The organism is Actinomyces sp. 432 (assembly GCF_009930875.1).
In the GTDB taxonomy this organism is placed as follows: Bacteria; Actinomycetota; Actinomycetes; order Actinomycetales; family Actinomycetaceae; genus Actinomyces.
The window spans coordinates 958,819-982,900 of the sequence record NZ_CP025249.1 but is presented as its reverse complement, the minus strand read 5'-3'; the positions used below and the strand labels follow the sequence as shown (position 1 = coordinate 982,900).

The window sequence follows — 24,082 nt, the reverse complement described above, 5'->3', positions numbered from 1 at the left end:
GGGGCCTGTGCCTGTCCTACCACCCCGAGCACCCGGTCATATCCGACCTGAGTGTGCGCGTCGAGCCGGGCGCGGTAACCATGATTGTGGGGCCGAACGCCTGCGGGAAGTCCACGCTGCTGCGCGCACTCAGCCGGGTGCTGGCCCCCGACTCCGGGCAGGTGCTGCTCGACGGGAAGGACGCCACGGACATCCGCCCCAAGTCCTTCGCCCGGAGAGTGGGCATGCTGGCGCAGTCCTCGATCGCGCCGACGGGGATCACCGTGCATGAGCTGGTCGCCCGCGGCCGCTACCCCTACCAGTCCCTACTGCACCAGTGGTCGGGGCAGGACGACGAGGCGGTGACGGCGGCGATGGAGCGCACGCATGTGACCACTCTGGCCCGCAGGCGGGTCGCCTCCCTGTCGGGCGGACAGCGACAGCGGGTGTGGATCGCCATGGCGCTGGCCCAGCGCACCGACGTGCTGCTGCTGGACGAGCCCACCACCTACCTGGACCTGGCCCACCAGGTGGACGTGTTGGAGCTGTGCCGGGAACTGAACACCGAGCTGGGCACCACGATCGTGGCGGTGCTGCACGATCTGAATCAGGCGTGCCGTTACGCCGATCGGATCATTGCCATGCGTGCGGGCCGCATCCTGGCCAATGGGGCCCCGCGGGAGGTGATCACACCGCAGCTGGTTGAGGATGTGTTCGGCCTGGCGGTGCACGTGAGCCCGGATCCGGTCACCGGCACTCCCCTGGTGCTGCCGCTGCCGCGCTGACGGCGGGCAGCGCGCCGTCCTTGAGGGCGCCGGGCCGCTCCGCGCACGAAAACAGCCGGCAAGTCGGCATGGCGTGTTGCCCGGCCCTGCCAATACCTGGCGTCTTGGAGCCCTCGGTTTTAGTCTGGGCTGCAACGGACAACCGGCGTGGGCTGTTCGCCCCGCATCATCCCGAATCGAGGAGTTTTCGTGACTGCCACTGCCCTGCCCGAGACCATGCGCGCCGTGATCATGCGCGGCCCCGGCGACGTCGTCGTCGAGGACGTGGAGGTGCCCCGCGTGGTCAAGCCGACCGACGTCGTCATCAAGCTGGCCGCCGCCTGCATCTGCGGCTCCGACCTGTGGCCCTACCGCGGCCTGGAGCCCGTGGAGAACCGCCCCATGGGACACGAGTACGTGGGCACCATCGTGGAGGCCGGTGACGAGGTGAAGACCCTTAAGGTCGGCGACTTCGTGATCGGCTCCTTCATGCTGTCGGACGGCACCTGCGAGATCTGCCAGGCCGGCTACCCGTCCCGCTGCGCCAACGCGGGCCACTACACCGGCTCCCAGGCGCAGTACATGCGTGTGGAACTGGCCGACGGCTCGCTGGTGGCCGTGCCCGGCGGCGAGCCCGACGACCCCGACCGCCTGGCCGACTACCTGGCCGCCTCCGACGTGCTGGGCACCGGCTGGTTCGGCGCGGTAGCCGCCGAGGCCGGGCCCGGCAAGACCATCGCCGTCGTCGGTGACGGCGCCGTGGGCCTTTCCGCGGTGCTGGCCGCCAAGACGCTCGGTGCCGAGAAGGTCATCGTCTTCTCCCGGCACGAGGACCGCGCCGCCCTGGCCCGCGAGTTCGGCGCCGACGTCGTCATCGCGGAGCGCGGCGAGGAGGGCGCCGCCAAAGTCAAGGAGCTGACCGACGGCTACGGCGCCCACGGCGTGGTGGAGGCCGTCGGTAACCAGGTCTCCATGGACCAGGCCATCGCCTCCTGCCGGCCCGGCGGCTACGTCGGCTTCGTCGGCGTGAGCCACGATCAGCAGATCGAGGGCCTGGGCCTGTTCTTCTCCCAGGTGCACCTGCACGGCGGGCCCGCACCCGTGCGCCGCTTCCTGCCCGACCTGATCAAGCGCATCCAGGCCGACGAGATCCACCCCGGCAAGGTCTTCACCACCCGCATCCCGCTGGACGACGCCGCCGAGGGCTACAAGGCCATGGACGAGCGCCGCGAGATCAAGGTCCTGCTCGAGGTCTGAGCGGATGGCATCCACGGGTCAACCGCAGGGGGCGGCGGCGTCGCCGGAACACGCGCCGGGCGACGGCGCCGCCCTCGGCCCGCAGGACCTTGTGGCCCACACGGCCGCAGGACTGCCGATCCCCAGTGGCTCGCCGCTCGCCACGGTCGCCGGACGGGCGACGCAGGAGGCTCTGCGGGTGACGGCCGAACTCAACGGGCCCTACCACTCCCCTGCCGAGGTTCAGGAGCTCTTCGCGCGCCTGACCGGTACGCCGGTGAACCGGACACTGGGCCTGGTGCCGCCCTTCCACACGGATTTCGGCCGCAACATTCATATCGGACGCAACGTCTTCATCAACGCCGGCTGCTGCTTCCAAGATCAGGGCGGCATCACCATCGGAGACCGTGTGCTGATCGGCCACCGCGTGGTGCTGGCGACCCTCAATCACGCCGAGCCGGTCGCCGAGCGCGGCACGCTGCTGCCGGCCCCCATCAGCATCGGCGACGACGTGTGGATCGGGGCGGGCGCCGTCGTCTGCCCCGGCGTGAGCATCGGGGCCGGTGCGATCGTGGCCGCCGGAGCGGTGGTAACCCGGGATGTGCCCGCGGGCGTTGTAGTGGGCGGCGTGCCCGCCCGGGTGCTGCGCGAGGTGAAAACGGTGTCGGATGCGCAATGACAGTTTGATGGAGTACTTCGTAGACTGGATGCATTACAATCGTTGAGTTTTCCGACGGTGATCTGAAGCGTCTTGGCGAGTTGTGTCAGCGCTTCGGCATCGCGACCCTGGATGTTTTCGGGTCGGTTGCGCGCGGCCAGGCCAGTTCTTCCAGCGACATCGACCTGCTTTACCAGCTTCAGCCCGGCCGGAGCCTCGGTTGGGAGATCGAAGACCTGTCCGATGAACTCGCCGCCCTCTTCGGACGGCCGGTGGACCTGGTCTCCCGCCGCTCCCTGCACCCGTTAATCCGAGAACAGGTCCTCAATGACGCAGAAACTCTCTATGCCGCGGCCTGACAATCTCTTCCTTCATGAGATGCGGGACGCCGTGTCACGGATACACCAAGTCATCGGAAACTTGAGCACCGAGGGGATCGCCGCGGATCCGCTGCGGACCGACGCGCTGATGTGGAACTACACCGTACTCGGCGAAGCGGCAAACAAAGTCTCCCGGGAGTTTCGCAACGCCCATCCAGAGATTGTCTGGCATCGACCGATCGGCCTGCGCAACCGGATCATCCACGGATACTGGTCGATCGACATTGACGTGCTCGTCACGACCGCGGAGCGCGAGCTCCAGGGGGCGGGCCGGGGCCGGTACTCTCTAGCGTGCTGGCCACCCTGGCCGGAGCGCCGGCGCAGTAGATCTTGGTGAGCACGCGGGCCTCAACCGCCCCAGGGCCGGGTCAGAGCCGAACGGGGCCACGCTCACACCTAACGCTGCCCGCAGCTCGGCCTCAACACATCGGACCCATCAGCGAGACAACGTGCGACGAGCCTGACCGGACTACACGATGACGGCCTACGCCTCCGCGCACGCTTAACCATCGGGCAAACTTCAGCGTTCCGCATGATTCTGCGGTTTGATTCGCCGACTCCGGGACAGCGGGAAAGCTCCTGCGTGCGCCGAGGTGCTCGGCGCACGCAGGAGCTGCTTCGACGATTTCCGCCGGTTTTATCGGTCCCGCGTAATTACAACGAAAACCTCAGGTTCGGGGTCTGGCCCGACAGCGTAAGCGTGCGGCAGTCATCTGGGTGCCGGCCGAGTCGGAAATGACGAAGCTGAAGACGATCAGGCCGCGCTCATGGCACCACCACCAGGTGGCCAGGGTGCGGTGCAGGTAGAGCATGGCGGGCATCCGCGAGACGAGCACCGGAGCCCCGCGCACATGCCCCGCCCCGGACATGCGCGCCCGAATCGGGTGCGGCTCGGCCCGGCCGCCGCGGGATCCGGGCCGCCGCCGTCTACCCTCGTTCCATGAGCAGTAATGCCGGTTCCTCTCCCACGTCCCCTGCAGCGGAGCGCCGTTGGCGCGACGACCTGCACCTGGCGCACACCATCGCCGACCAGGTGGACCCGCTCACTCAGGCACGCTTCGACGCCCAGGACTTCGAGGTGGAGACCAAGCCCGACCTGACCCCCGTCACGGAGGCCGACCGTGAGACCGAGCGGCTGATCCGCGACTACCTGGCCCGCGCCCGCACTCGCGACTCCGTGCTCGGAGAGGAGTTCGGCACCACCGGCCACTCCCCCCGCCAGTGGGTGATCGACCCGATCGACGGCACCAAGAACTTCGTGCGAGGCGTGCCCGTGTGGGCCACGCTCATCAGCCTGGTCGAGGACGGCGAGGTGGTCGTCGGCCTGGTCTCCGCGCCCGCACTGGGGCGGCGCTGGTGGGCGGTGCGGGGCGGCGGCGCCTGGACCGGCCGTTCCCTGGCCTCGGCCCGCCAGTTGCACGTGTCCAGCGTGGCTAGTCTGGAGGACGCCTCCCTGTCCTACTCCTCGCTGTCCGGCTGGGCCGAGCATCGGCGGCTGCGCGGCATGCTGTCGCTGATGCAGGCCTGCTGGCGCACCCGCGCCTACGGGGATTTCTGGTCCTACATGCTCCTTGCGGAGGGGGCGGTGGATCTTGCCGCCGAGCCGGAGCTGGAGCTGTACGACATGGGTGCCCTGGTGCCGATCGTCACCGAGGCCGGCGGCCGCTTCACCTCCCTGGCAGGTGAGCCGGGGCCCTGGGGCGGCAGCGCCGTTGCCACCAACACCCTGCTGCATGAGGCGGTGCTGGAACGCCTGTCGGCTGAGACAGACTGACCCGGGCGGCGACGCCGGGCGGGCCGCGGTCTGGAGCGTGCCGGAGCACCGTCAGCGAGTGCCGTCATCGAGCACCGTCATCGGTCCCGGGAAGCTGGACGCGGTTGCCTCCGGCGGACAGACGCCGCTGAGGCCGGTTCCACATCCCCGGGCGCGCACGAGGCGGCCTCCGCCCGGTAGCCTCTCAGGGAACTTACTGCACCCGATCCCTGGGAGCCTCATGAACTGGCTGCACGCCGTCATCCTCGGCATCGTCGAGGGCATCACCGAGTTCCTGCCCGTGTCCTCCACCGGGCACCTCAATATCGTCGAGAAGCTCCTCGGCCACAACATCAACGACGTCGGCATGACCGCATTCACCGCGGTCATCCAGGTCGGCGCGATCCTGGCGGCCGTCATCTACTTCTGGGGCGACATCGTGCGCATCGTGACCGCCTGGTTCAAGGGCCTCGCCAGTACCGAGGCGCGCAACGATCCCGACTACACGCTCGGTTGGGGCATCATCCTCGGCTCGATCCCCGTGGCCGTGGTGGGGCTACTGCTGAAGGACTTCATTGAGGTGACCTCCCGGTCCCTGTGGGTGATCGCCGGAGCGCTGATCCTGTGGTCCGGCGTCATGTGGCTGGCGGACCGGCGCAGCGACGGCCCGGCCGGTGCCGCCCACAGCTCCGCAGGTAAGGGCATGCGTGAGGTAACTATCAAGGACGCCCTGATCATCGGCACCTTCCAGGCGCTCTCACCGGTGCTGCCCGGGATCTCCCGCTCGGGGGCGACGATCTCCGCGGGTCTGTTCCTGCGCTTTGACCGAGTAACGGCCACGCGGCTGTCCTTCTTCATGGGCATTCCGGCGCTGCTGGCTGCCGGCGCCCTGGAAGCGGTCACCGCCGCCGGGGAAATCTCGGCGACCGTCGGCTGGGGGGCCACGGCGATCGCCACGGTTGTGTCCGGGCTGGTGGCCTACGCGACCATCGCCTGGCTGTTGCGCTTCGTCTCCTCCAACAAATTCACCGGCTTCCTCATCTACCGCGTGCTCCTCGGCCTGTTGATCATCGTGCTGGTGAGCACGGGCACTATCGCGGCTTGACGGGGCCGGGTAATACGCAGGGGCGCTCCGCATAATCGGGGTGGAGTACGGCGGCGGAGCCCGACGCCGCCGCGTTCCCGTCCCCCGCGCGACCTGGCAGCCACCAACCAACCACCAACAGGGTCGGCGACACCCCCAAAGCACTACACGACCGGTGTTCTAGCACCCCCCGCCAGCGGTGCCTGATCCACGCACACCGCGCCACCATGCGGAACCTGACACTGCTACACCCCAAGACCACCCCGGCAAGGCCCTACTACGCCACTCCCGCAGGCCGAAGGGCATCTCCGCTGCTGACCAGGCCACCGGCTGGCCAACACCCCTGAACGACCACGCCACCCAGTACCGGTCCTGGCCGAACCCTCGCACCACCACCGTCCGTGGCCAGGTACAAGAAAAGCCCCACCACCGGCGGGGCCCTGACTCGTGAGTCTGCGTGGAGCTAGGGGGATTCGAACCCCCGACCTCTTCCATGCCATGGAAGCGCGCTACCAACTGCGCCATAGCCCCTCATACTGACCTGCCCGCCGCGGTGCGGCGAGGATCGTGGAGCTAGGGGGATTCGAACCCCCGACCTCTTCCATGCCATGGAAGCGCGCTACCAACTGCGCCATAGCCCCTCGCGGGCGTCGCCCCTCGCGTGGGCAACGCCCAAACTCTACGAAGTCAGGACCGTTCCGAGCAAATCAAAAACACGTGCCGTGCCTCACCCGTGTGCCCGCGGCGGCTGCGCACCGACTCCGCACCCCGCCGCTCACCGCACGTTCCACTCGGCTAGCATCCAGCCTGGCTTCCGCTCCCCCGGAGCCACCACCGCATGGCGACAGTTGTCCATGCTTCTCAAGCCGAACCACGCCTCACAGTCCAGCTCCAGCAGGTGGCTAACGCCAAGGGTGATCGCCGAGCCGTGGGAGACAACCACGATGGTTTGCTCCGCGCTAGCCTCCGTGTCCCGGACAATGCGCCGTAGGGCGGCGCCGACACGCGCCGAGGTTGCCGCCCTGGTCTCCACGCCCACTCCAATGGGGTCCTCACCCACGCGCCAGGCGGCAAACTCCTCGGGCCAGCTGGCCTCCATCTCCGAGCGTGAGAGCCCCTCCCAACGACCGAAAGAGCGTTCGAGTAAACCCTCGTCGAATTCGATCTGCCTGCCGGTCAGCTCCGCCAGCTCCTGCGCCGTCTGCCGGGCGCGGGTCAGCGGAGAAGAGACGACACGTACTGGGTCCAGCGCGGCAAGCCCGGGCGCGGCGGCGCGTGCTTGTTCAAGGCCAGCGGCATTGAGGGGAATGTCAATGCGGCCCTGCACCCGCATACCGGCGTTGTAGTCGGTCTGCCCGTGCCGCCACAGAACCAGCCGTGTCATGTTCTAAGCATCCCAAGCAGGCTGATCTCAGCCCTGGGCGGAAGTCGGCTCGGCGGCAGGCAGGGGCACGAGCGGACAGTCCTTCCAAAGACGTTCAATCCCGTAGTACTCGCGGTCCTCATCCTGCAGCACGTGCACAACCACGTCGGCATAGTCCAGCAGCACCCAATTGGCCTCTTCGAGACCCTCCCGAACCCGGGCCTTGGCGCCGGCCTTGAGCATCGCCTCCTCGACGGCGTCGACCACGGCGCGCACTTGCCGCTCGTTCCCGGCGGAAACGATGAGGAAGATGTCCGTGAAGGCCAGGCGCTCAGAGACATCGATCGCGACGGCATCCTGCGCCTTCTTCTCGGCGGCGGCACGGGCGGCAGCCACGGCCAGTTCAACGGCGTGTTCAGTAGCGGGCACGGGGCTCCTTCTGCAGCTGGTGCATGGCTTTGCGATAACTCTAGTGGCAAGGGGTGATCAGGTAAGCAGTGGCATCCAGGCGCTGAGCGCCTGCGACAGGGTGCCGATGACGCCATTACTGCGCAGGTACCACACGATGGCAAGGACAACCAGCGCGATCACTACGGCCAGCAGGATGATAAGCAGCGTATGCCCCACCCGAGACCCGCCGTCCGCTGCCACCTTCGAGTCGGCAGCGGCCTCGGGCACCGCTTCAGCCTCCGTCCCTGCCGCCGTAGCCGCAGACGACGCGGCCTCCGGCACCGCGGCGTCTGCCACGTCCAGGGAGCGCCACTGGGGATTGTCAATACCGCCGTATACCTCGGTGGGGTCGGGTTGGGGCTCAGCTTCTTCCGGTGCTTCTGCCTGAGCTGCATCTGCCGAGTTGGCCGACTCGTGTTCCGAGTCTGCCGCCGCGTCCGCACTGGAGTGGCCAGTGACCTGCAAAGCTGCATCAGGCTGAATGACCGGCTGAACCACGGTCAGTTCACCCGTGTTGGTGTCAACCGTACGCACCCCTTGCGCAGCGGACGGAATGCGCACAATCGGACGCCGCGCCGGCACGGCAGCGGGGTTCTCCTCCGCTGCTGGAACCGAGTCCACGCCCTCGTGCTGCGCCTGCTCGTCACTTGACTGGGACGGCGCCTCGCCGGCGCCTGCAGCTCCGTCCTCGCCCGCACCTGGCTCGTGCTCGTCAGCAGCAGCGTCATGTGGCCGCTCCCCATCCGTAGGGGCGTTTTCTGCAGCCAGTCGATTACGCAGTGAGCGCCGGGTCGGCAGCGCAATAGGCTGCGCGGCCTCAGACTCAGACAGAATCGGCGCGTCAACGGCCTCCATGACGCCGGTGGGCAACGAGGCCAGCTCCTCCTTCTGCGCCTCAGTCAGGTTGGCGTCCGCCGCCTGCGGGGAAGGGGCGCTGGCCGCGCCTGCAGCCGCAGCCACGTCGGCAGCACCATCCTCCGCCGACTCCGCCGACTCGGGCGGTGCGGACTGCTCAGCCGTGGGCACCAGGGCCGGTGTCTGTGCGGACGGCGCGCGTCCCGGCTGTGCGGCAGTTTCAGCTTGCTGCGCGGGTGAGGCCACCGCGTCGGCAGCATCGTCACCAGAGGTGTCAGTGGGCGTGGTCTGCGCTGCCGCGGCCTGACCCTCCGACCGGCCCTCCGCACCAGCTTCGGCCCGGTCCTCGGCAGCCGCACCCGGGTCTGCCGGTGTCTGTGCAGTGGCCGGCGTCGGCGTGCGGTCCGCAGCGCCGTCAGTGGCAGGTGTTGCCGAGGCGGCGCGGGACCCGGAGGACTCGTGCGAGGGCAGTGGAATAACCGGCTGGTCAGCGAGCGGATCCTGGAGTGCGCGCGCCTGCTCAGGAGTGATCTCGCCGGACTCAAGCGCACGCTGCAGGGCCTCCGCCTCCTCGCGCAGGCGCCTCATTTCCCGCCGAGTAAGCAATGGCTGCTGCCCGGTCAGGAAGGCCTCGCGCTCGGCGGCCCGCTCCGCCTCGCGCATAGCGCGACGACTGCGACGCGCGGGGGCAGCCGACGCGCCGGGCTCAGTCTGGTTGACGTCGGTGTTCTCACTCACCTTCGTTCTCCTTCCTCAGGGACTGCTCACGCGCCACATGGGCGGTCATGGACGTGGTTGATGCAGACCTCTCGACCGTCCGGTACAAACCGTACTTGCGTATGTACTGGACCACGCCGTCGGGTACCAGGTACCACACCGGGCCGCCCCGTCCGACCCGCTTGCGGCAAGCAGTGGACGAGATAGCCATCGCGGGAACCTCCACCAGTGAGATCTTGTCGGCCGGAAGACCCGTATCCGTCAGGACGTGACCCGGACGCGTCACTCCGACCATGTGAGCCAAGGACATGATCTCCTCATTGTCCTTCCAGGTCAGGATCTGCGCCAGGGCGTCGGCGCCGGTAATGAAGTACAGCTCCGCGCCGGGATACTCCGCCATGATGTCGTGGAGCGTGTCAATTGTGTAGGTGGTACCGCCCCGGTCGATATCCACTCGCGAGACCGTGAAGCGCGGGTTGGATGCGGTTGCGATGACCGTCATGAGGTAACGGTGCTCCGCTGGGGAGACCCTTCTGTCCTTCTTGAAGGGCTGCGCCCACGTGGGCACGAAGATGACTTCGTCAAGGTTGAAGACGTCCTGCACCTCGGAGGCGGCAACGAGGTGTCCGTGGTGGATGGGATCGAAGGTGCCCCCCATGATCCCGATGCGCAGGGGACGCGCGCTGCTGTCGCTCACAGGCGCCCCTTCACGTTGTCTGTCGCCACGCGCGCTCCTCCGGTCCACTCCGCACGCCGATTGCGCACGGGCGCATACATACTGCCACGCCGCGGGCACCGATACCGACTCTCACACGCTGCACGCCAATGTTGAGATGTCCGATACGGCCTATTAGTCATGACATCACCGACACGAAATGCGCGCGCCCACACCCAAATATGGCTACGATCACAGCAGGTTGTCGTCATCCTCCCAGCCACGCCCCACACAAGTCCCTGACCAGATCAGCGGCAAGAACGGTGTTTCCCGTTGCGGTCACCGGCCGGAAGCGCATGAGGACAGCATTAGAACCACACAGCCTCATCCCGAAAGGAGACCGACGATGATCTGGTTCCATCTGGCCGTCGTCCTGTTGTTCATAGTCATTGGCGCACGCATGGGCGGCGTAGGTATCGGCCTCGCCGGCGGAGCCGGCATCCTCGTACTGGTCCTGACCGGCGTGCACACCTCCGCAGATGACGCCCCCTGGGAGGTGATCGGCATCATCATGTCAGTGATCTGCACAGTTGCCGCCCTGCAGCTGGCGGGCGCCATGGACCACCTGGTGCACCTGACCGAGGTGCTGTTGCGCAAACACCCCAAGCAGATCGTGTTCCTCGCGCCAATCGTCACCTACCTGATGTCGCTGCTGTGCGGCACCGGACACACCGCCTACTCAGTCATCCCCGTCATCGTGGACGTGGCCAAGGGACACGGCATCCGCCCGTCGCGCCCACTGTCAATCGCCGTAGTCTCCTCCCAGGTCGGTGTGGCAGCCTCCCCGATCTCAGCTGCCATGGTGGCCCTGGTCGTCGCGCTGGAGCCGATCAACATCGGCTACCTGCAGTGCCTGGCCATCGTCATCCCCACTACTTTCATCGGTTGCATGGTCGGCGCCGTCGTCGCCTACTTCCAGGGCAGCGAGCTTGAGGACGACCCGGTCTACATCGAGCGCAAGGCCAAGGGCCTGGTCAAGCCCTCGGCTGCCGCGGCAGCCAACTACCAGGCGGCTCCCAGTGCAGTCCCCAGCCTGTTCATCTTCCTGGGCGCCCTCATTGCGGTGGTTACCTACGCCACCATCTCCTCCCCCGAGCTGGGCATCATGTCCGACCCGCCGATGGGCTCCACCCCGGCGATCATGACCATCATGCTGGCTACCGCCGCGGTCATTTGCGCTGCGGCTAAGAAGCCGACCACCCAGATCGCCACCCAGGACACCTTCCGTGCCGGTATGACAGCCGCCGTGTGCATCCTGGGTCTTGCCTGGCTTGGCAATGCCTTTGTCAACCAGTACGAGGAGACCATCTCCAACGCCCTGTCCGGCCCGTTCCAGGCCGCGCCGTGGCTGGTTGCGGTGTTCTTCTACTTCGCCGCGCCGCTGATGTTCTCGCACGCCGCCACCACCCGGGCGTTCATGCCTCTGATGGTCGCCCTGGGCCTTCCGGGGACTGCGCTGGTTGCCTCCTACCCAGCCGTGGCGAACTACTACCTGCTCCCCAACTACCCGACGACGGTTGCCGCCATGGAGATGGACGACACCGGATCCACACGAGTGGGCAAGATGGTTCTCAACCACCCCTTCGTGCTTCCGGGCACCGCCGCCATCATCGTGTGCGTGGCACTGGGCTTCCTAGCCGCCCCGTTCATCGTCTGACCGGCGAACGCGCCGGCGCCTTAGGTCCCGTCGGCTGACCCGGCCAAAGTCCGGAGTCCAGGCTGACGATCCGGAGTGCAGCAGGCCCAGGAGGGCGCCCGAGCATCACCTCGGGCGCCCTCCTACATGCGTCCGGGCCGGGCAAAGGCTGCCGGCCCAGGCGTTTCGCAGGCCCCGGTGACGGGCCGGTACGCCGTCTTAGAGAACTCTCATAGTCATCTCATCGTCACCTTCTGAGCCCGCAGGAGTCTATTAACCGAAGCCGCCAGGCGATTGGAAAGAAGACTCCCATGACTAGTGAATCTCCCCTGACACAAGCGCTGAAGCCCCACCTGCCGCGCGCAGTACACGCCCTGACGCCGCACGCGAGGCAGACTGCGCCGTACCCCTCAGTGCTACCGGCCGGCGTACACGGCCCCGTGCCCGTTCCACCGGCTAACGCCGCGACATCCTCACACGCCCTGACCCTGCGTCCCAGCCCGCCAAGCATCCGGGTGGTGCTCTACAGCCACGACGCCCAGGGGCTGGGGCACCTGCGCCGCAATCTGGCGCTGGCGCACAGGCTCGCCGCAGACCTGCCCGCCCTCACCGGAGCCTCCGTCACCGGCCTCTTAGTGGCCGGAGTGTCGCCGGCCCCCGGTTTCTCCCTGCCCGCCGGCTTCGACTGGCTGGTTCTGCCGGGATTCACGAAGAGCTCCGGCGGCTACCGGCCGCGCGGCTTGCGGGGCACGCCCGACTCGCTAGCGACGCTGCGCTCGGGGCTAGTGGCCTCCGCCCTGCAACGCTTCGCCCCGCACCTGGTGATCGTAGACCGCCACATCTACGGTGTCCGAAAGGAGCTGCGCGCTCCCCTGAAGCACCTGCGCGCCACGTCCCCGCGCACCCGAATCGTGCTCGGCCTGCGCGAAGTACTCGACGCGCCAGAGGTCGCCGCCGCCGAGTGGCGCAACCTGGACACTCCCGCCAACCTGCGCGAGCTGATCGACGAGGTGTGGGTTTATGGCGATCCCGCCGTGCACGATCCCATCGCAACCGGTGAGATCCCCATGTCCCTGCGTGATCGTGCCGTGTTCACCGGCTACCTGGCCAACGGCCGCAGCCAGCTCGACCACGGCCGCAGGGTGCCATCGGACCCGTTCATCCTGACCACCGTCGGCGGCGGCTCAGACGGCTTCGAGCTGCTGCGCAGTGCCGCCCGCATGACCCCGCCGCCCGGCTACCGCCACGTGCTGGTCACCGGACCCCAGTTGGACGAGGCCGGCTTCGACGCCGTGCACACCGCCGCCGGTCCCGCCACCGAGGTGCACCGTTCACTACCCGGGCTGAGCCGGTGGATTGAGCGCGCCTCCGCGGTAGTGGCGATGGGTGGCTACAACACCTCCTGCGAGATCCTGGCCACCGGCACTCCCGCGCTCATCGTTCCCCGTGAGCAGCCACGGCTTGAGCAGCTGATCCGCGCTCGCGCCCTTGAGCAGGTCAAGGCCGTCGACGTCATGCGCACCAACGAGCTCAGCCCAAAGAAGCTCAGCGTCTGGGCCGCAGGGGCCGTTACTCGGCGGATGCCCCGCACCCACCTCGACACCGACGGGCTGTCCGTCGCCGCTCGCCGCGCCGCCGCGCTGCTACGTACTCAACTCACCTCCCCAAGCTCTTTTCAGGAGATAGCGTCATGACCCGCATCGGTTACGTACTCAAGGTCTACCCCCGTTTCTCAGAAACCTTCGTGGTCACTGAGATGCTCGCCCGGGAGGCGCTGGGCGACGACCTGACGATCTTCGCGCTGCGCCCCACCACCGACTCCCGCTTTCACCCCGAGATCGCCCGCGTCAGGGCACAGGTGAACTGGGTTCCGCGCCCGCGCCGTGCCATTGACATGTGGGAGCAGCTGGCCGGCTCGGTCAACGAGCCGGACATGCGCACCCGCCTGGCGGAGATCCTCCCCGCAGTGGCCGACCTGCCCGGAGACGAGGTTGCCCAGGGTGCGGCACTGGCCCGCAGCGCCCGCGACGCCGGCATCACCCACCTGCACGCGCACTTCGCCTCCCTAGCGGGCCGCGTGGTCTGGATCGCCTCCCGGCTGAGCGGTATCCCCTACACGGTGACCACCCACGCCAAGGACATCTTCCACGAGTCGGTCGACCAGCTGTGGCTGCGGCGAATCTGCGCCGATGCTGACCGGGTCATCGCCATCAGCCGTTACAACGAGCGCTACCTGCACTCGCTGCTCGCCGGCACCGGAGCACGCATCGAGCTGCGGTACAACGCCCTGGAGCTCGACCGCTTCCCCTTCCGTCCCCCGGCACCCGCTGACGGCCCGCTGCACGTCGCGGCGGTGGGGCGGCTGGTGGCCAAGAAGGGCTTCGATGACCTCATCGACGCCGTCGGCATCCTGACCAAGGCCGGCGTACCGGTCGTGGTGGACATTGCCGGCGAGGGCGAGGAGCACGACCGCCTGGCCGGGCAGATCACCGCCCTAGGACTGGAAGACCGCGTCAATCTGCTGGGTCCGCTCACCCAGGCGGAGGTGCGCGCCCTGCTGGGCCGCGCCCAGGTGTTTGCCGCGCCCAGCAAGCCTGCTGAGGACGGCAATATCGACGGCCTGCCCACGGTGGTGCTGGAGTCCATGGCCTGCGGCACACCCGTAATCGCCACCGAGGTCACCGGGCTGCCGGAGGTCATCCGCGACGGCGACACCGGGATCCTGCTGCCGCACAGCAACCCGCAGGCCCTCGCACGCGCCCTGCGGGAACTGGCGGAGGGCACTGTCGACCCAGCACCGCTGGCCCGCAACGCCCGCGCCCTGATCGAGCGGGACTTCGACTCCCGCAGCCAGGCAGCAGTCCTTTCCGCCTGGCAGTCAAACCCCGAGCTTGAGGAGGTTCACTGATGCGTATCGCCTACATCTGCGCCGACCCCGGCGTGCCCGTATTCGGCGCCAAGGGCGCGTCCGTCCATATTCAGGAAGTCGTGCGGGCCCTGCGGCGCGCCGGCCACGTAGTCACCGTGTACGCGGTGCGCCGCGGCAACCTGGTGCCGGCGGACCTGACCGACCTTCCCGTGCACATCACCCGGGTAAACGCCGACGATGCAGCCGCGCGCGAAGACGCCCAGGCGGAGGCCTCCCGCCTACTGGCACAGCAGGCGCTCACCGACGGCGCCGACCTGGTCTACGAGCGCTACTCCCTGTTCTCCAGCGCCCTGGCGCAGCTGGCCGCGGCCGGCATCCCCGGCGTGCTGGAGGTCAACTCCCCGCTTATCGACGAGCAGCGTCAGCACCGTGAGCTGGTGAACGAGGAGGGTGCGGTCACCGCCCTGCGCGCCCAGGTGCGCGCCGCCCGCACCACCGTATGCGTCTCCGAGCCGGTACGCCGCTGGGTACACGGCCACGTCGACGCCCCGCGGGCGGTGACCATCCCCAACGGGGTCAACCCCGACCGTATCCGCCCCTTCCCCGAGGACCCCGACGGCGTCGTCGTCGCCTTCGTGGGAACGCTCAAGCCGTGGCACGGCGTAGCAGACCTGCTGCGCGCAGCATCCCTGGCCAAGGAGAGCTGGACCCTGCGCATCATCGGTGACGGGCCGGAGCGCGACGCGCTGCACGCCCAGGCGGAGGAACTCGGCCTCGACGTTGACTTCCGGGGGGCGCTCGCTCCCCAGGAGATTCCTGCCGCACTGGCCGGCAGCGCCGTCGGCGTCGCCCCCTACCCGGACCTGGGTGGAGAGGATGAGCAGTACTTCTCCCCGCTCAAGGTGCTGGAGTACCTGGCGGCCGGACTGCCAGTGGTCGCCTCCGCCGTAGGCCAGCTGCCCCGGCTGCTGGACGGCATCGGGATGCTGGTGCCGCCATCGAACCCTGCGGCCCTGGCCGCTGCCCTGGACGCACTCGCCGTTGCCCCGCAGTTGCGCGCGCGGCGCGGGGAGCTGGGCCGACGTCGCGCGGAGAAGCACCATAGCTGGGACGCCGTCGTCGCTCAGATACTGACCCTGACGGAGGCGCAGCATGCCTGAGCCGCAGATTACCCGCTCCGCGCTGAGCCGCACCCTGCGACTGGTGGCTCCGGACCTGCGGCCGCAGGCGAAACTGGTGGCGGGCGGCACCATCGCACTGCTGGCCGAGGTGGCCTTCCGCGTGGCCGAGCCCTGGCCCATGAAGATCGTGATCGACTCGGTGCTGTCCTCGCTGGGAGCCGCAACCGGTTACGCGCCCGCCAACCTGGCACGCCTGCTCGGGCTGGGGGCAGCGCTCATTGCGATCGTCGCCATGCGGGCGCTGTGCAACTACCTGGCCACTGTGTCCTTCGCACTGGCCGGGTCCCGCACCGCAATTGCGCTACGACGCCGCGTCTTCCACCACGTGCAGACGCTCTCCCAGCAGTTCCACTCCCGTAACCGCTCCGCCGACACGGTCCAGCGGCTCGTGTCCGACGTGGCCCGCATGCAGGACGTGGCGGTAACAGCAGGGCTGCCTCTGGCCGCCAATGTGCTCACCCTGACGGTCATGCTCGGCGTGATGGTCTGGCTGGACCCACTGCTGTCACTGGTGGTGGTAGCCGCGATCAGCCTGTTCTTCCTGACCTCCTCCGGCAGCTCCAAGAAGATCACCTCTGCGGCCCGCCGCACCCGCAAGTCCGAGGGGCAGCTGGCTAACACCGCCCAGGAGGCGCTGAGCACCATCAAGGTGGTGCAGGCCTACGGGTTGGAGCCGATCGTCGAGGACCGCTTCGTCAACGCCAACCAGAATTCACTACACGCTGGTGTGCGCTCCCTGCGGCTGGCTGCTCGCCTGGAGCGCACCACCGATGTGATCGTGGGCCTGGCCTCGGCGGTAGTACTGGTGGGCGGCGGACTGCGAGTCCTAGCCGGGGCCATGACCCCAGGTGACCTGGTCCTGTTCAACACCTATCTGCGCACCACCATGAAGCCGTTGCGCGATATGGCCAAGTACACCGGCCGCATCGCCCGGGCCGCGGCCTCCGGAGAGCGGGTCGCCAACCTCATGGACGTGCACCCAGACATCGTCTCCCCCGTCGATCCGGTGCCGCTCGGGCATGTGCGCGGCTCCCTGGCATTCGAGGACGTGGTCACGGAGTATGACGGCAACGAGATCCTGCACGGGGTAAATCTGCAGATCGGAGCCGGCGAGCACGTGGCCATCATCGGCCCCTCGGGCTCGGGCAAGTCCACCCTGACCTCGCTGGTGGTGCGGGCGCTCGACCCGGCGGACGGCAGGGTGCGCCTGGACGGTCACAACCTGACCAGCCTGGACCTGACCGAGCTGCGTGCCCAGGTCTCCGTGCTGCACCAGGAGGCGGTGCTATTCGCCGACACCATCCGCGAGAACATCCGCATGGGCCGGCCGGAGGCGACCGATGCCGAGATCGAGGCCGCCGCCGTGGCGGCTGGGGCGCACGAGTTCATCGCCTCCCTGCCCGACGGCTACGACACGGTCGTCGGCGAACGCGGCGGCACCCTTTCCGGCGGGCAGCGCCAGCGCGTCGCCATTGTGCGGGCCCTGCTGCGCGACGCCCCGGTGGTCATCCTCGACGAGGCCACCACCGGCCTGGATCCGGCCTCCTCCACGGCAGTGCTCGACGCCGTCGACCGGCTCTCACGCGGGCGCACCCTGCTGGCGGTCACGCATGAGACCGAAGTCGCCATGCGCGCCGACCGGGTGGTGTGGATCGAGGACGGTCAGGTCCGTCTCGACGGCCCGCCGCAGCAGCTCCTGGACGAGTCTGCGGCCTTCCGCGCCTGGGCTGCCGCCGGCGCCGCCCAGAAGGAGCTGCTGACCACCGACGATCCGGGTACCGACGCGGGTGGGCGCCGCATGGCCGACCCGAACCGTAATCGCACGAGAAAGCCATCACGGCGACACGAGTAGGAGGACCCATGTACATCAGTAGCACCCGCAACGCCGTGGACGCGGTGCTGGATCCGGACCGCCTCAGTGAGCTCGTACAAGCGCCAGTAAGAGCCGCCCGGGTGCGTATCAAGCCCGGCGTGTCAGTCACCGTCTCCCTGCTGCAGGCGGGCCGTGACCGCAGTGCGGGCTGGGCCCGACTGCTGTGGCCTGCCAGTCGTGACAAGGCCGGCAAGGCCGCTCGCCGAGCCGAGCGCCTGGGGCTGCGCACCACCCAGTACGACACCGGGGACGGGCTGCTGTTCCAGGCCGGTGAGGTTGCCGCCGATCCAAGCCTCGCCAAGCACATAGCCTTGGCCCGCAGCGAGGATCTGTTGGCAGGCCTGGAGGGCAACCTGTTGCGCTACAACCCGCTGCGCCGCCTGGTTGCCCGCACGTCCCGCGGCGTGGTGCGGGTGACTGCCGGCTCGCAGCGCCGCAGCGAGGCGCTGCAGGAGTTCGCCGGCCGATACGTCCCCGTGCCGCCGGCACCCCCCGATCCGGGCGGAGCCGTATCCGGGCACATCAGCCTCCAGCGCTTCGTCGGCGACACGGACCTGAGCCGCCACCACGATCCGGCTGCCACAGCCCGCGCCGGGGCCGCCCTGGCAGCCCTGCACGCCGCCACTGCCGACCTGCCCGCTGCACTGCGCCGGGATCTTGACGACGACGACTCCGACTCCCAGGCCCTGGCCCTGATGCACACGCGCATCCTCAATCACCTCGACCCGGCCCTGGCCGCCCGGGTGCGCCGACTCGGCGAGCTCCTGCCGGGCCGGACGCTGCGGGGACCGAAGGTGCTCGCCCACGGCGACGCCTCCCCCGATCAGGTGCTCCTGGAGCGCAGCACCGGCGAGATCTGGCTGACCGACTTCGACCGTGTCCGGCTGGCGCCCGCGGCGCTCGACCTGGGCTCCTACCTGGCCGTGGCCTGCGCCGAGGCCGGCAACGCGCTGCTGGAGGGATACGCCGACGCCGGCGGTAGCCTGCCGTCCCGGACCGAGCTCCTGGCTGCCGTCGCTCGCGCCCGGCTGGCGCGCATTCAGGACCCGCTGCGTCACGGTGATCCGCATTGGCGCCGCCGGATCGCGCTGGAGGCGGACCGGATCGAGGCGCTGGCGGCAGCGTATTACGCAGGTAAGGGGTCCGCCGCTGACCAGGGCTCCTACCGTGACTGCTCCCAGGAGGCATCATGAGCACTTCAGGCACGCAAGGCGCCGCTCCCACACCGGCTGTGGCAGCGCTGCGCGCCCTGCCCGGACTGGAGCGGGCCTGGCCGGATCGGGACCGCGGCCTGGTCTTTGAGGCCAGGGACTCCGATGGGCGCCTGCGGGCCGGGCGGATCGACGCCGGTGGGAGCGTGGACACCCTGGCCTACGCGCAGGACCCGGCACTACCCGATCTGTCTGCCCGGCTGCTGTACCCGCACGGTGACGGGCGCCTGGTCGTCCACCGCGCAGGCCGCCGGGCCGTAGTGCTCGGGCAGGACCGGGTGCGCAAGCTGGTGCGTCCCGGCCGGGCCGCGCGGCTGGCGGATCCGCAGGCGGCGCGGCCTTTCGTGCGTGCGGGCCTGCGTACCGCTCGGGTACTGGACCGCTCCGCCTCCCGCCTGGACCTGGAATTGCTGCCGGGAAGCTCCCTGCGCGACCTGGGCGACGCGGGAATGGCCGGCTGGGAGAGGCTGGTGCAGCTGTGGCCCGCCGTCGTCCGCCCCGAGGCGCTGCCGGAGCACACCGGGGCCGACGAGGCCGAGGTACTGCGCAGCTGGCGGCGGCGAGCACTGAACCTGGGCATACTGGCGGGAACTACCATGGCCTCGGAGCGGGTCGGGGACGCTATCACCCGGGTATGCGCCGTGCTGGAGCAGCCGGGCGACCCATTAGCCGCATCCCACCGGGACCTGCACGACGCCCAGCTGCTGTGGGACGGCAATACCCTGTCCCTGCTGGACCTCGATACCGCCTGCCTAGCCGAGCCCGCCCTTGACGTGGGCAACCTGGCCGCACACGTGGACCTGATGCTTGCTCAGAACCGGCTCAGCACGACGGCGCACGGTCGGGTAACCTGCCTCCTGGAGGATCTGGGCCGCCAGCTCGCCAGCCGCCCACGATTGTCCGCGTACTACCTGGCCTCCCGGCTCCGGCTGATCCACGTGCACGCCTTCCGCCCCGGCGCCGAGACTTGGCTGCCTGCCTGGACCCGGGAGTCCCTGCGGCTAGTGGCCTCACCCGGTGGTGCCTGGGCGGCCCGTACCCCGGGAAAATAGATGCCGACGCCACCCTCGGGCAAAGCACACCCCGTTGCGGTCCCGGTCAAGCAGCATGATCGGGACCGCAACGGGCACAATAGATGGGTGAAGGTCACCGCCCCGTTCTCCCGGGCGACCATACGCACCCGGATCATGTGGACAATTGTCCTGGTTGCCTCGGTGGCGCTGGCCACCTCGGGAGCCGCCGTGTGGATGCTGGATCTGCGCTCCACTCACGCCGATATCGACGACCGCCTGGTACTGACTCGCCAGGAACTGCGACGCCTGGCGAGCACGGGTGTAGACCCCGCCTCCGGAACACCGCTGACCGATCCGGGCCAAGTGCTCCAGACCTACATGGGCCACTCCGTGCTCGGCTCCGGCGAGGGACAGCTGGGCATTGTGGACGGCGCCGTGCGGCTGGTGTCTGCCGACAGCATCGAAATGCGCCCGGAGTCCGATGCCGAGCTAGTCGAGCAGCTGCTGCCGATGGCGAATTCCGGTAATTCCACCATCAGCGACGTCAAGACGGCTGCCGGCCGTTACCGGGTACTGGTAGTACCTCTGTCCGACGGGCACACCACAGCGGCACTAGTCCGGGCCGTCGACCTCGACGCGGCCGAGGCGGGCGTATGGCGCACCATGCGGCTTTACGCGGCGGCCGCCTCCGTCACGGTGGTGCTAGTCACCGCGCTGGCATGGCTCAGCATCGGTCGGCTACTACGCCCCATCTGGGAGCTTCGCAACGCCACCGAGTCAATCGACGAGCGCGACCTGACCACCAGAGTGCGCGTTCGCGGCCGCGATGACCTCTCCGCACTGGCAGCCGCAGTCAACCGCATGCTCGATCGTGTCCAGCGGGCGGTGGAGGCCCAGCGGGAGCTGCTCGACGACGTCGGGCACGAGCTGCGCACCCCCATCACGGTGGTGCGCGGTCACCTGGAGCTCATCGACCCCGCTGACCCTGAAGACGTGCGCCAGACCTCCGAGCTGGCCCTGGACGAATTGGACCGGATGAGCGCGCTGGTGGGAGATCTGCTGGAGCTGGCGCGCAGCTCCCAGAGCGACTTCGTGACCCCCGAGGCCACGGATGCGGAGACCCTGACCATGCAGGTGTTCGACAAGGCCAGCGCCCTGGGCGAGCGGCGCTGGCGACTGGAGGCGTGCGCATCGGGCACGGTCATGCTTGACCCGGCACGCATCACCCAGGCCTGGCTGCAGCTGGCGGCTAACGCCGTTAAGTACTCCGAGGAGGACTCCCGGATCTGGCTCGGCTCGGCGATCGGGGCAGGCTTTGGAACGGACACCGAACTGCGGGTGTGGGTACGTGACGAGGGCATCGGAATCGCGCCGCAGGACCTGGAGAAGGTGCGCCGTCGCTTCGCCCGCACAGCCCAGGCGCAAAGGCGTGCCGCGGGCTCGGGGCTGGGGCTGAGTATCGTGGAGAACATAGCCGACGCCCACGGCGGCGGGCTCGACATCGCCTCCGAGATTGGGAGAGGATCAACCTTCACGCTGCGCATTCCCGTGCGACTCCCTGAACCGGCACGGCCCGGCGCGGCAGAAAGGGACGGGTGAATACCATGACCACACCCATGCTTGACGCATGACCGCAGTAATGATCGTAGAGGACGAGGCCCGTATCGCCTCCTTCCTGACCAAGGGGCTCAAGGCCGCCGGATTCGTGCCCAAAGTCGTGGACAACGGGGCGGACGCCGTAGAGATGGCACTGCTCGGCGAGGCGGACATCATCCTGCTTGACGTGGGCCTGCCGGACATCGACGGTTTCGAGGTGCTTGAACGCATACGCGGTCAGGGTGTGAGCACGCCGGTCATCATGCTCACCGCCCGCTCCTCCGTGGCTGATCGGGTGGCCGGCCTGGAGGGGGGCGCCGACGACTACCTGCCCAAGCCCTTCTCCTTCGACGAGCTCGTGGCCCGCATCCGGCTGCGACTGCGCCCTCAGGAGACCGCCGCCCCTGATCCCGGCCTCCTGGTGCACCGGGACCTGGCCCTAGACATACGCACCCGCCGAGTGCGGGTGAACGGGGAATGGGTGGACTTGTCCGCGCGAGAGTTCGCTCTTGCAGAGGTGTTCATGCGTCATCCCGACCAGGTGCTCAGCCGGGAGCAGCTGCTGGCCAACGTCTGGGGACTCGACTTCGATCCCGGCTCCAACGTAGTGGATGTCTACGTCTCCTACCTGCGCAGCAAGCTCGGCAAGGACAGGCTGGAGACAGTACGCGGAGTCGGCTACCGACTGAGCTGACGGTCCGGCGCCCGGCGCTCCTCCTGCGGTGCTCCCGTCCGGGAGCACGCACTGCGCTCAGTCGTCGTCCTTGTCGTCGTCGTCATCATCGTCGTCCTTGTCGTCGTCATCATCGTCATCGGTATCGGTGCGGGCGCCGGAACCTCCATTCGTCTGCGGGGTGACGGCCTGAGGCGGCGCCGGCTGTACCACCTGCGGCGTGGCGGCAGCACCGTCGCCGTCGTCGTCACTACCGGCGCTGGGGGTTGCCGTGACGGTGGCTGCGGGTGGCGTCATCAGCGGCCCGGCACTGCGCGCAGCCGCGGCGGTAGCGGAGGCGGTTGGGGTCATGGCGATGCCCGGCTCGTCGCCGAGACCCGCAGGCCGACGGAATACCAGCAAACCTACGCACACGAGCAGCACCGCCGCCGCGACGGCTACTAGTACTGCCAACGGTCTGCCACGATCAGGATTCACGGGTTCTGTCCTCCTGGGATACCGCCCCGGCTACGGGGAGTAGGCCGCCGGGATCAGGGACGGACGTGCCCCTCCCCCTCGACGATCCACTTAGTGGTGGTGAGCGCCGCCAGGCCCATGGGCCCGCGGGCGTGCAGCTTCTGGGTGGAAATGCCGAGCTCAGCCCCCAGCCCCAACTGCCCGCCGTCCGTAAAACGGGTGGAGGCGTTAACCATTACAGCGGCCGAGTCGACGCCGGCGACGAACCGGTTCATCGCCGTGACGTCCTGCGTCAGGATCGCCTCGGTGTGTCCGGTCGAGTATTGCGCGATGTGGGCGATGGCGTCATCGATGGCGTCAACCACGCGCACCGCCAGGTCCAGGCTACCGTACTCGGTTTCCCAGTCCGCCTCGGTGGCGTCCACCAGCAGCTCCGAGCGGCCCTGGGCGGAGGCCTGCTCCTCTAGGTAGGCGCGCGCGCCGGCGTCAACGTGCAGCGTGACTCCGCGCTCCCACAGGGCGTCTGCCGCAGCAGGCAGATAGGCGGAGGCGGCAGACCGGTGTACGAGCAGCGTCTCGGCGGCGTTGCACACACCGACCCGCTGGGTCTTGGCGTTGACGATGATCTCAACGGCAGCAGCCAGGTCAGCGGCCGCATCCACGTACACATGGCAGTTACCTGAGCCGGTCTCGATCACCGGGACGCTTGACTCCTCCACCACCGCACGGATCAGGCCCGCCCCGCCGCGGGGTACAAGCACGTCAATCAGGCCGCGCGCGTGCATGAGGGCGGTGGCGCCGGCACGGCCCGCCGGGTCGATAGTGGTGACTAGGTCGGCGGGCAGGTCCGCCGCCGTCAGGGCGTCGCGCAGCACCGTGATGATGGCGGCGTTGGTGTCCGCGGCCGCACTACCGCCACGCAGTACGACGGCGTTACCAGACTTCAGGGTCAGGGCGGCCACATCCACGGTGACGTTGGGGCGGGCCTCATAGATCATGCCGACCACGCCGAGCGGTACCCGCACACGCCGCACCCGCAGGCCGTTGGGCAGGGTCTGCCCGTCCACGATCTGGCCGACCGGATCGGGCAGGGCGGCGATCTCGCGCAGGGAGCTGGCGATGGCCGCGATGCGATCGCCATCTAGGGCGAGGCGGTCTATCAGTCCCGACTTCATGCCGGCAGCGCGGGCGCGTTCGAGGTCCCGGGCGTTGGCAGCGAGGATCAAGTCGGCGCGGGCGGCCAGCGCGTCGGCCAGGGCGTGCAGGGCGGCGTCCTTGCGCTCCCGGTTGAGCCCGGCCAGGGCGCGCTGGGCCTGGCGGGCGGCGCGGGCGGTGGCGGCGACCAGGGCTTCGGCGTCGTTGGCTGAATCGTTGGCGGCATCTACGGGTGAAGTCGTCATGACACCAGACTGTAGTCCCCGCCGCGCCGTGCGGGTAGGCGCGGTCCGATAGCAGACGCTGGCTGAGGACGCTGAGTCCTACTGCAGCCTCATCCCGCGACTGCGGACCGTTCGCCCGGGAGGGCCCTCGCAACGGCGTACGTGCGTCAGGCGCCGACCCTAGCACGTCCCGCGCCCGTCGGAAGCGTCCTCGCTGCCGACGGGCGGCCGTCGACGACGC

General features: G+C 68.8%; 23 protein-coding genes and 2 tRNA genes. 16 read left to right on the top strand and 9 right to left on the bottom strand.

The window, feature by feature from the left end:
* Positions 1-5 precede the first annotated feature (5 nt).
* From CWT12_RS04045 to CWT12_RS04025, 5 genes are all read left to right on the top strand, one after another.
* Positions 6-764, top strand: a complete 759-nt coding sequence (locus CWT12_RS04045; protein ID WP_237564365.1) for an ABC transporter ATP-binding protein — start codon at positions 6-8, stop codon at positions 762-764.
* 216 nt (positions 765-980) lie between these two features.
* Positions 981-2,000, top strand: coding sequence for a zinc-binding dehydrogenase (locus tag CWT12_RS04040; protein ID WP_161925281.1), 1,020 nt, complete (start codon positions 981-983; stop codon positions 1,998-2,000).
* 4 nt (positions 2,001-2,004) lie between these two features.
* Positions 2,005-2,658, top strand: a complete 654-nt coding sequence (locus CWT12_RS04035; RefSeq protein ID WP_161923803.1) for a DapH/DapD/GlmU-related protein — start codon at positions 2,005-2,007, stop codon at positions 2,656-2,658.
* A gap of 80 nt (positions 2,659-2,738) precedes the next feature.
* Positions 2,739-2,996: a nucleotidyltransferase family protein gene (locus tag CWT12_RS04030; RefSeq protein WP_202616271.1), complete on the top strand. Its 258-nt coding sequence runs from the start codon at positions 2,739-2,741 to the stop codon at positions 2,994-2,996.
* Entirely contained in the window at positions 2,965-3,354 is a 390-nt protein-coding gene (locus CWT12_RS04025) for a HepT-like ribonuclease domain-containing protein (RefSeq protein ID WP_202616270.1), read from the top strand. The genes CWT12_RS04030 and CWT12_RS04025 overlap by 32 nt, the downstream gene beginning before the upstream one ends.
* 331 nt (positions 3,355-3,685) lie before the next feature.
* On the opposite strand, the gene CWT12_RS04020 is transcribed toward CWT12_RS04025, so the two are convergent.
* Positions 3,686-3,868, bottom strand: a complete 183-nt coding sequence (locus CWT12_RS04020; protein ID WP_161923802.1) for a hypothetical protein — start codon at positions 3,866-3,868, stop codon at positions 3,686-3,688.
* Between the two features lie 89 nt (positions 3,869-3,957).
* Here CWT12_RS04020 and hisN point away from each other — a divergent pair, with 89 nt between their 5' ends.
* Both hisN and CWT12_RS04010 read left to right on the top strand, forming a co-directional pair.
* The gene (gene hisN, locus CWT12_RS04015; protein WP_161923801.1) at positions 3,958-4,791 is read left to right on the top strand and encodes a histidinol-phosphatase; all 834 of its coding nucleotides are present in this window, start codon (positions 3,958-3,960) and stop codon (positions 4,789-4,791) included.
* Positions 4,792-5,011: 220 nt separating this feature from the next.
* Positions 5,012-5,875 carry an undecaprenyl-diphosphate phosphatase gene (locus tag CWT12_RS04010; protein WP_161923800.1) on the top strand — a complete coding sequence of 288 codons (864 nt, stop codon included), beginning with the start codon at positions 5,012-5,014 and terminating at the stop codon, positions 5,873-5,875.
* 437 nt (positions 5,876-6,312) lie between these two features.
* Here CWT12_RS04010 and CWT12_RS04005 read toward each other — a convergent pair.
* The 6 genes from CWT12_RS04005 to nadD form a co-directional block, all read right to left on the bottom strand.
* Positions 6,313-6,385 (bottom strand) — tRNA-Ala (locus CWT12_RS04005).
* 37 nt (positions 6,386-6,422) lie between these two features.
* Positions 6,423-6,495: transfer RNA gene (locus CWT12_RS04000), tRNA-Ala, on the bottom strand.
* A gap of 134 nt (positions 6,496-6,629) precedes the next feature.
* On the bottom strand, positions 6,630-7,238 hold the full coding sequence (locus CWT12_RS03995) for a histidine phosphatase family protein (protein WP_161923799.1): 609 nt from the start codon (positions 7,236-7,238) through the stop codon (positions 6,630-6,632).
* Positions 7,239-7,265: 27 nt separating this feature from the next.
* Positions 7,266-7,646, bottom strand: a complete 381-nt coding sequence (rsfS, locus tag CWT12_RS03990; RefSeq protein WP_161923798.1) for a ribosome silencing factor — start codon at positions 7,644-7,646, stop codon at positions 7,266-7,268.
* Positions 7,647-7,703: 57 nt separating this feature from the next.
* Positions 7,704-9,260: a hypothetical protein gene (locus CWT12_RS03985; RefSeq protein ID WP_161923797.1), complete on the bottom strand. Its 1,557-nt coding sequence runs from the start codon at positions 9,258-9,260 to the stop codon at positions 7,704-7,706.
* A complete protein-coding gene (gene nadD, locus CWT12_RS03980) occupies positions 9,253-9,936 on the bottom strand; it encodes a nicotinate-nucleotide adenylyltransferase (RefSeq protein ID WP_161923796.1) in 684 nt (227 codons plus the stop codon). Before nadD ends, CWT12_RS03985 begins: the two co-directional genes overlap by 8 nt.
* A 364-nt stretch (positions 9,937-10,300) precedes the next feature.
* On the opposite strand from nadD, the gene CWT12_RS03975 reads away from it, so the two are divergent.
* The 9 genes from CWT12_RS03975 to CWT12_RS03935 all read left to right on the top strand — a co-directional run bounded on the left by CWT12_RS03975 (position 10,301) and on the right by CWT12_RS03935 (position 22,027).
* Positions 10,301-11,611, top strand: coding sequence for an anaerobic C4-dicarboxylate transporter family protein (locus CWT12_RS03975; RefSeq protein WP_161923795.1), 1,311 nt, complete (start codon positions 10,301-10,303; stop codon positions 11,609-11,611).
* A gap of 290 nt (positions 11,612-11,901) precedes the next feature.
* Entirely contained in the window at positions 11,902-13,284 is a 1,383-nt protein-coding gene (locus CWT12_RS03970; protein WP_237564300.1) for a glycosyltransferase family protein, read from the top strand.
* Positions 13,281-14,498 (top strand): glycosyltransferase, encoded by a 1,218-nt coding sequence (locus tag CWT12_RS03965; protein ID WP_161923794.1) that lies wholly within the window; start codon positions 13,281-13,283, stop codon positions 14,496-14,498. Before CWT12_RS03970 ends, CWT12_RS03965 begins: the two co-directional genes overlap by 4 nt.
* Entirely contained in the window at positions 14,498-15,619 is a 1,122-nt protein-coding gene (locus CWT12_RS03960; protein ID WP_161923793.1) for a glycosyltransferase family 4 protein, read from the top strand. Before CWT12_RS03965 ends, CWT12_RS03960 begins: the two co-directional genes overlap by 1 nt.
* Positions 15,612-17,492, top strand: coding sequence for an ABC transporter ATP-binding protein (locus tag CWT12_RS03955; RefSeq protein WP_202616269.1), 1,881 nt, complete (start codon positions 15,612-15,614; stop codon positions 17,490-17,492). Before CWT12_RS03960 ends, CWT12_RS03955 begins: the two co-directional genes overlap by 8 nt.
* Positions 17,493-17,500: 8 nt before the next feature.
* Positions 17,501-18,706 (top strand): phosphotransferase family protein, encoded by a 1,206-nt coding sequence (locus CWT12_RS03950; protein WP_161923792.1) that lies wholly within the window; start codon positions 17,501-17,503, stop codon positions 18,704-18,706.
* Positions 18,703-19,776: a phosphotransferase family protein gene (locus tag CWT12_RS03945; protein ID WP_161923791.1), complete on the top strand. Its 1,074-nt coding sequence runs from the start codon at positions 18,703-18,705 to the stop codon at positions 19,774-19,776. The genes CWT12_RS03950 and CWT12_RS03945 overlap by 4 nt, the downstream gene beginning before the upstream one ends.
* An 87-nt stretch (positions 19,777-19,863) precedes the next feature.
* Positions 19,864-21,336, top strand: a complete 1,473-nt coding sequence (locus CWT12_RS03940) for a sensor histidine kinase (protein ID WP_337247906.1) — start codon at positions 19,864-19,866, stop codon at positions 21,334-21,336.
* Between the two features lie 28 nt (positions 21,337-21,364).
* Positions 21,365-22,027, top strand: a complete 663-nt coding sequence (locus CWT12_RS03935) for a response regulator transcription factor (RefSeq protein ID WP_161923790.1) — start codon at positions 21,365-21,367, stop codon at positions 22,025-22,027.
* Positions 22,028-22,084: 57 nt separating this feature from the next.
* On the opposite strand, the gene CWT12_RS03930 is transcribed toward CWT12_RS03935, so the two are convergent.
* Entirely contained in the window at positions 22,085-22,483 is a 399-nt protein-coding gene (locus tag CWT12_RS03930; protein WP_161923789.1) for a hypothetical protein, read from the bottom strand.
* Between the two features lie 53 nt (positions 22,484-22,536).
* Positions 22,537-23,862 carry a glutamate-5-semialdehyde dehydrogenase gene (locus CWT12_RS03925; RefSeq protein ID WP_161923788.1) on the bottom strand — a complete coding sequence of 442 codons (1,326 nt, stop codon included), beginning with the start codon at positions 23,860-23,862 and terminating at the stop codon, positions 22,537-22,539.
* Between the last annotated feature and the right edge of the window lie 220 nt (positions 23,863-24,082).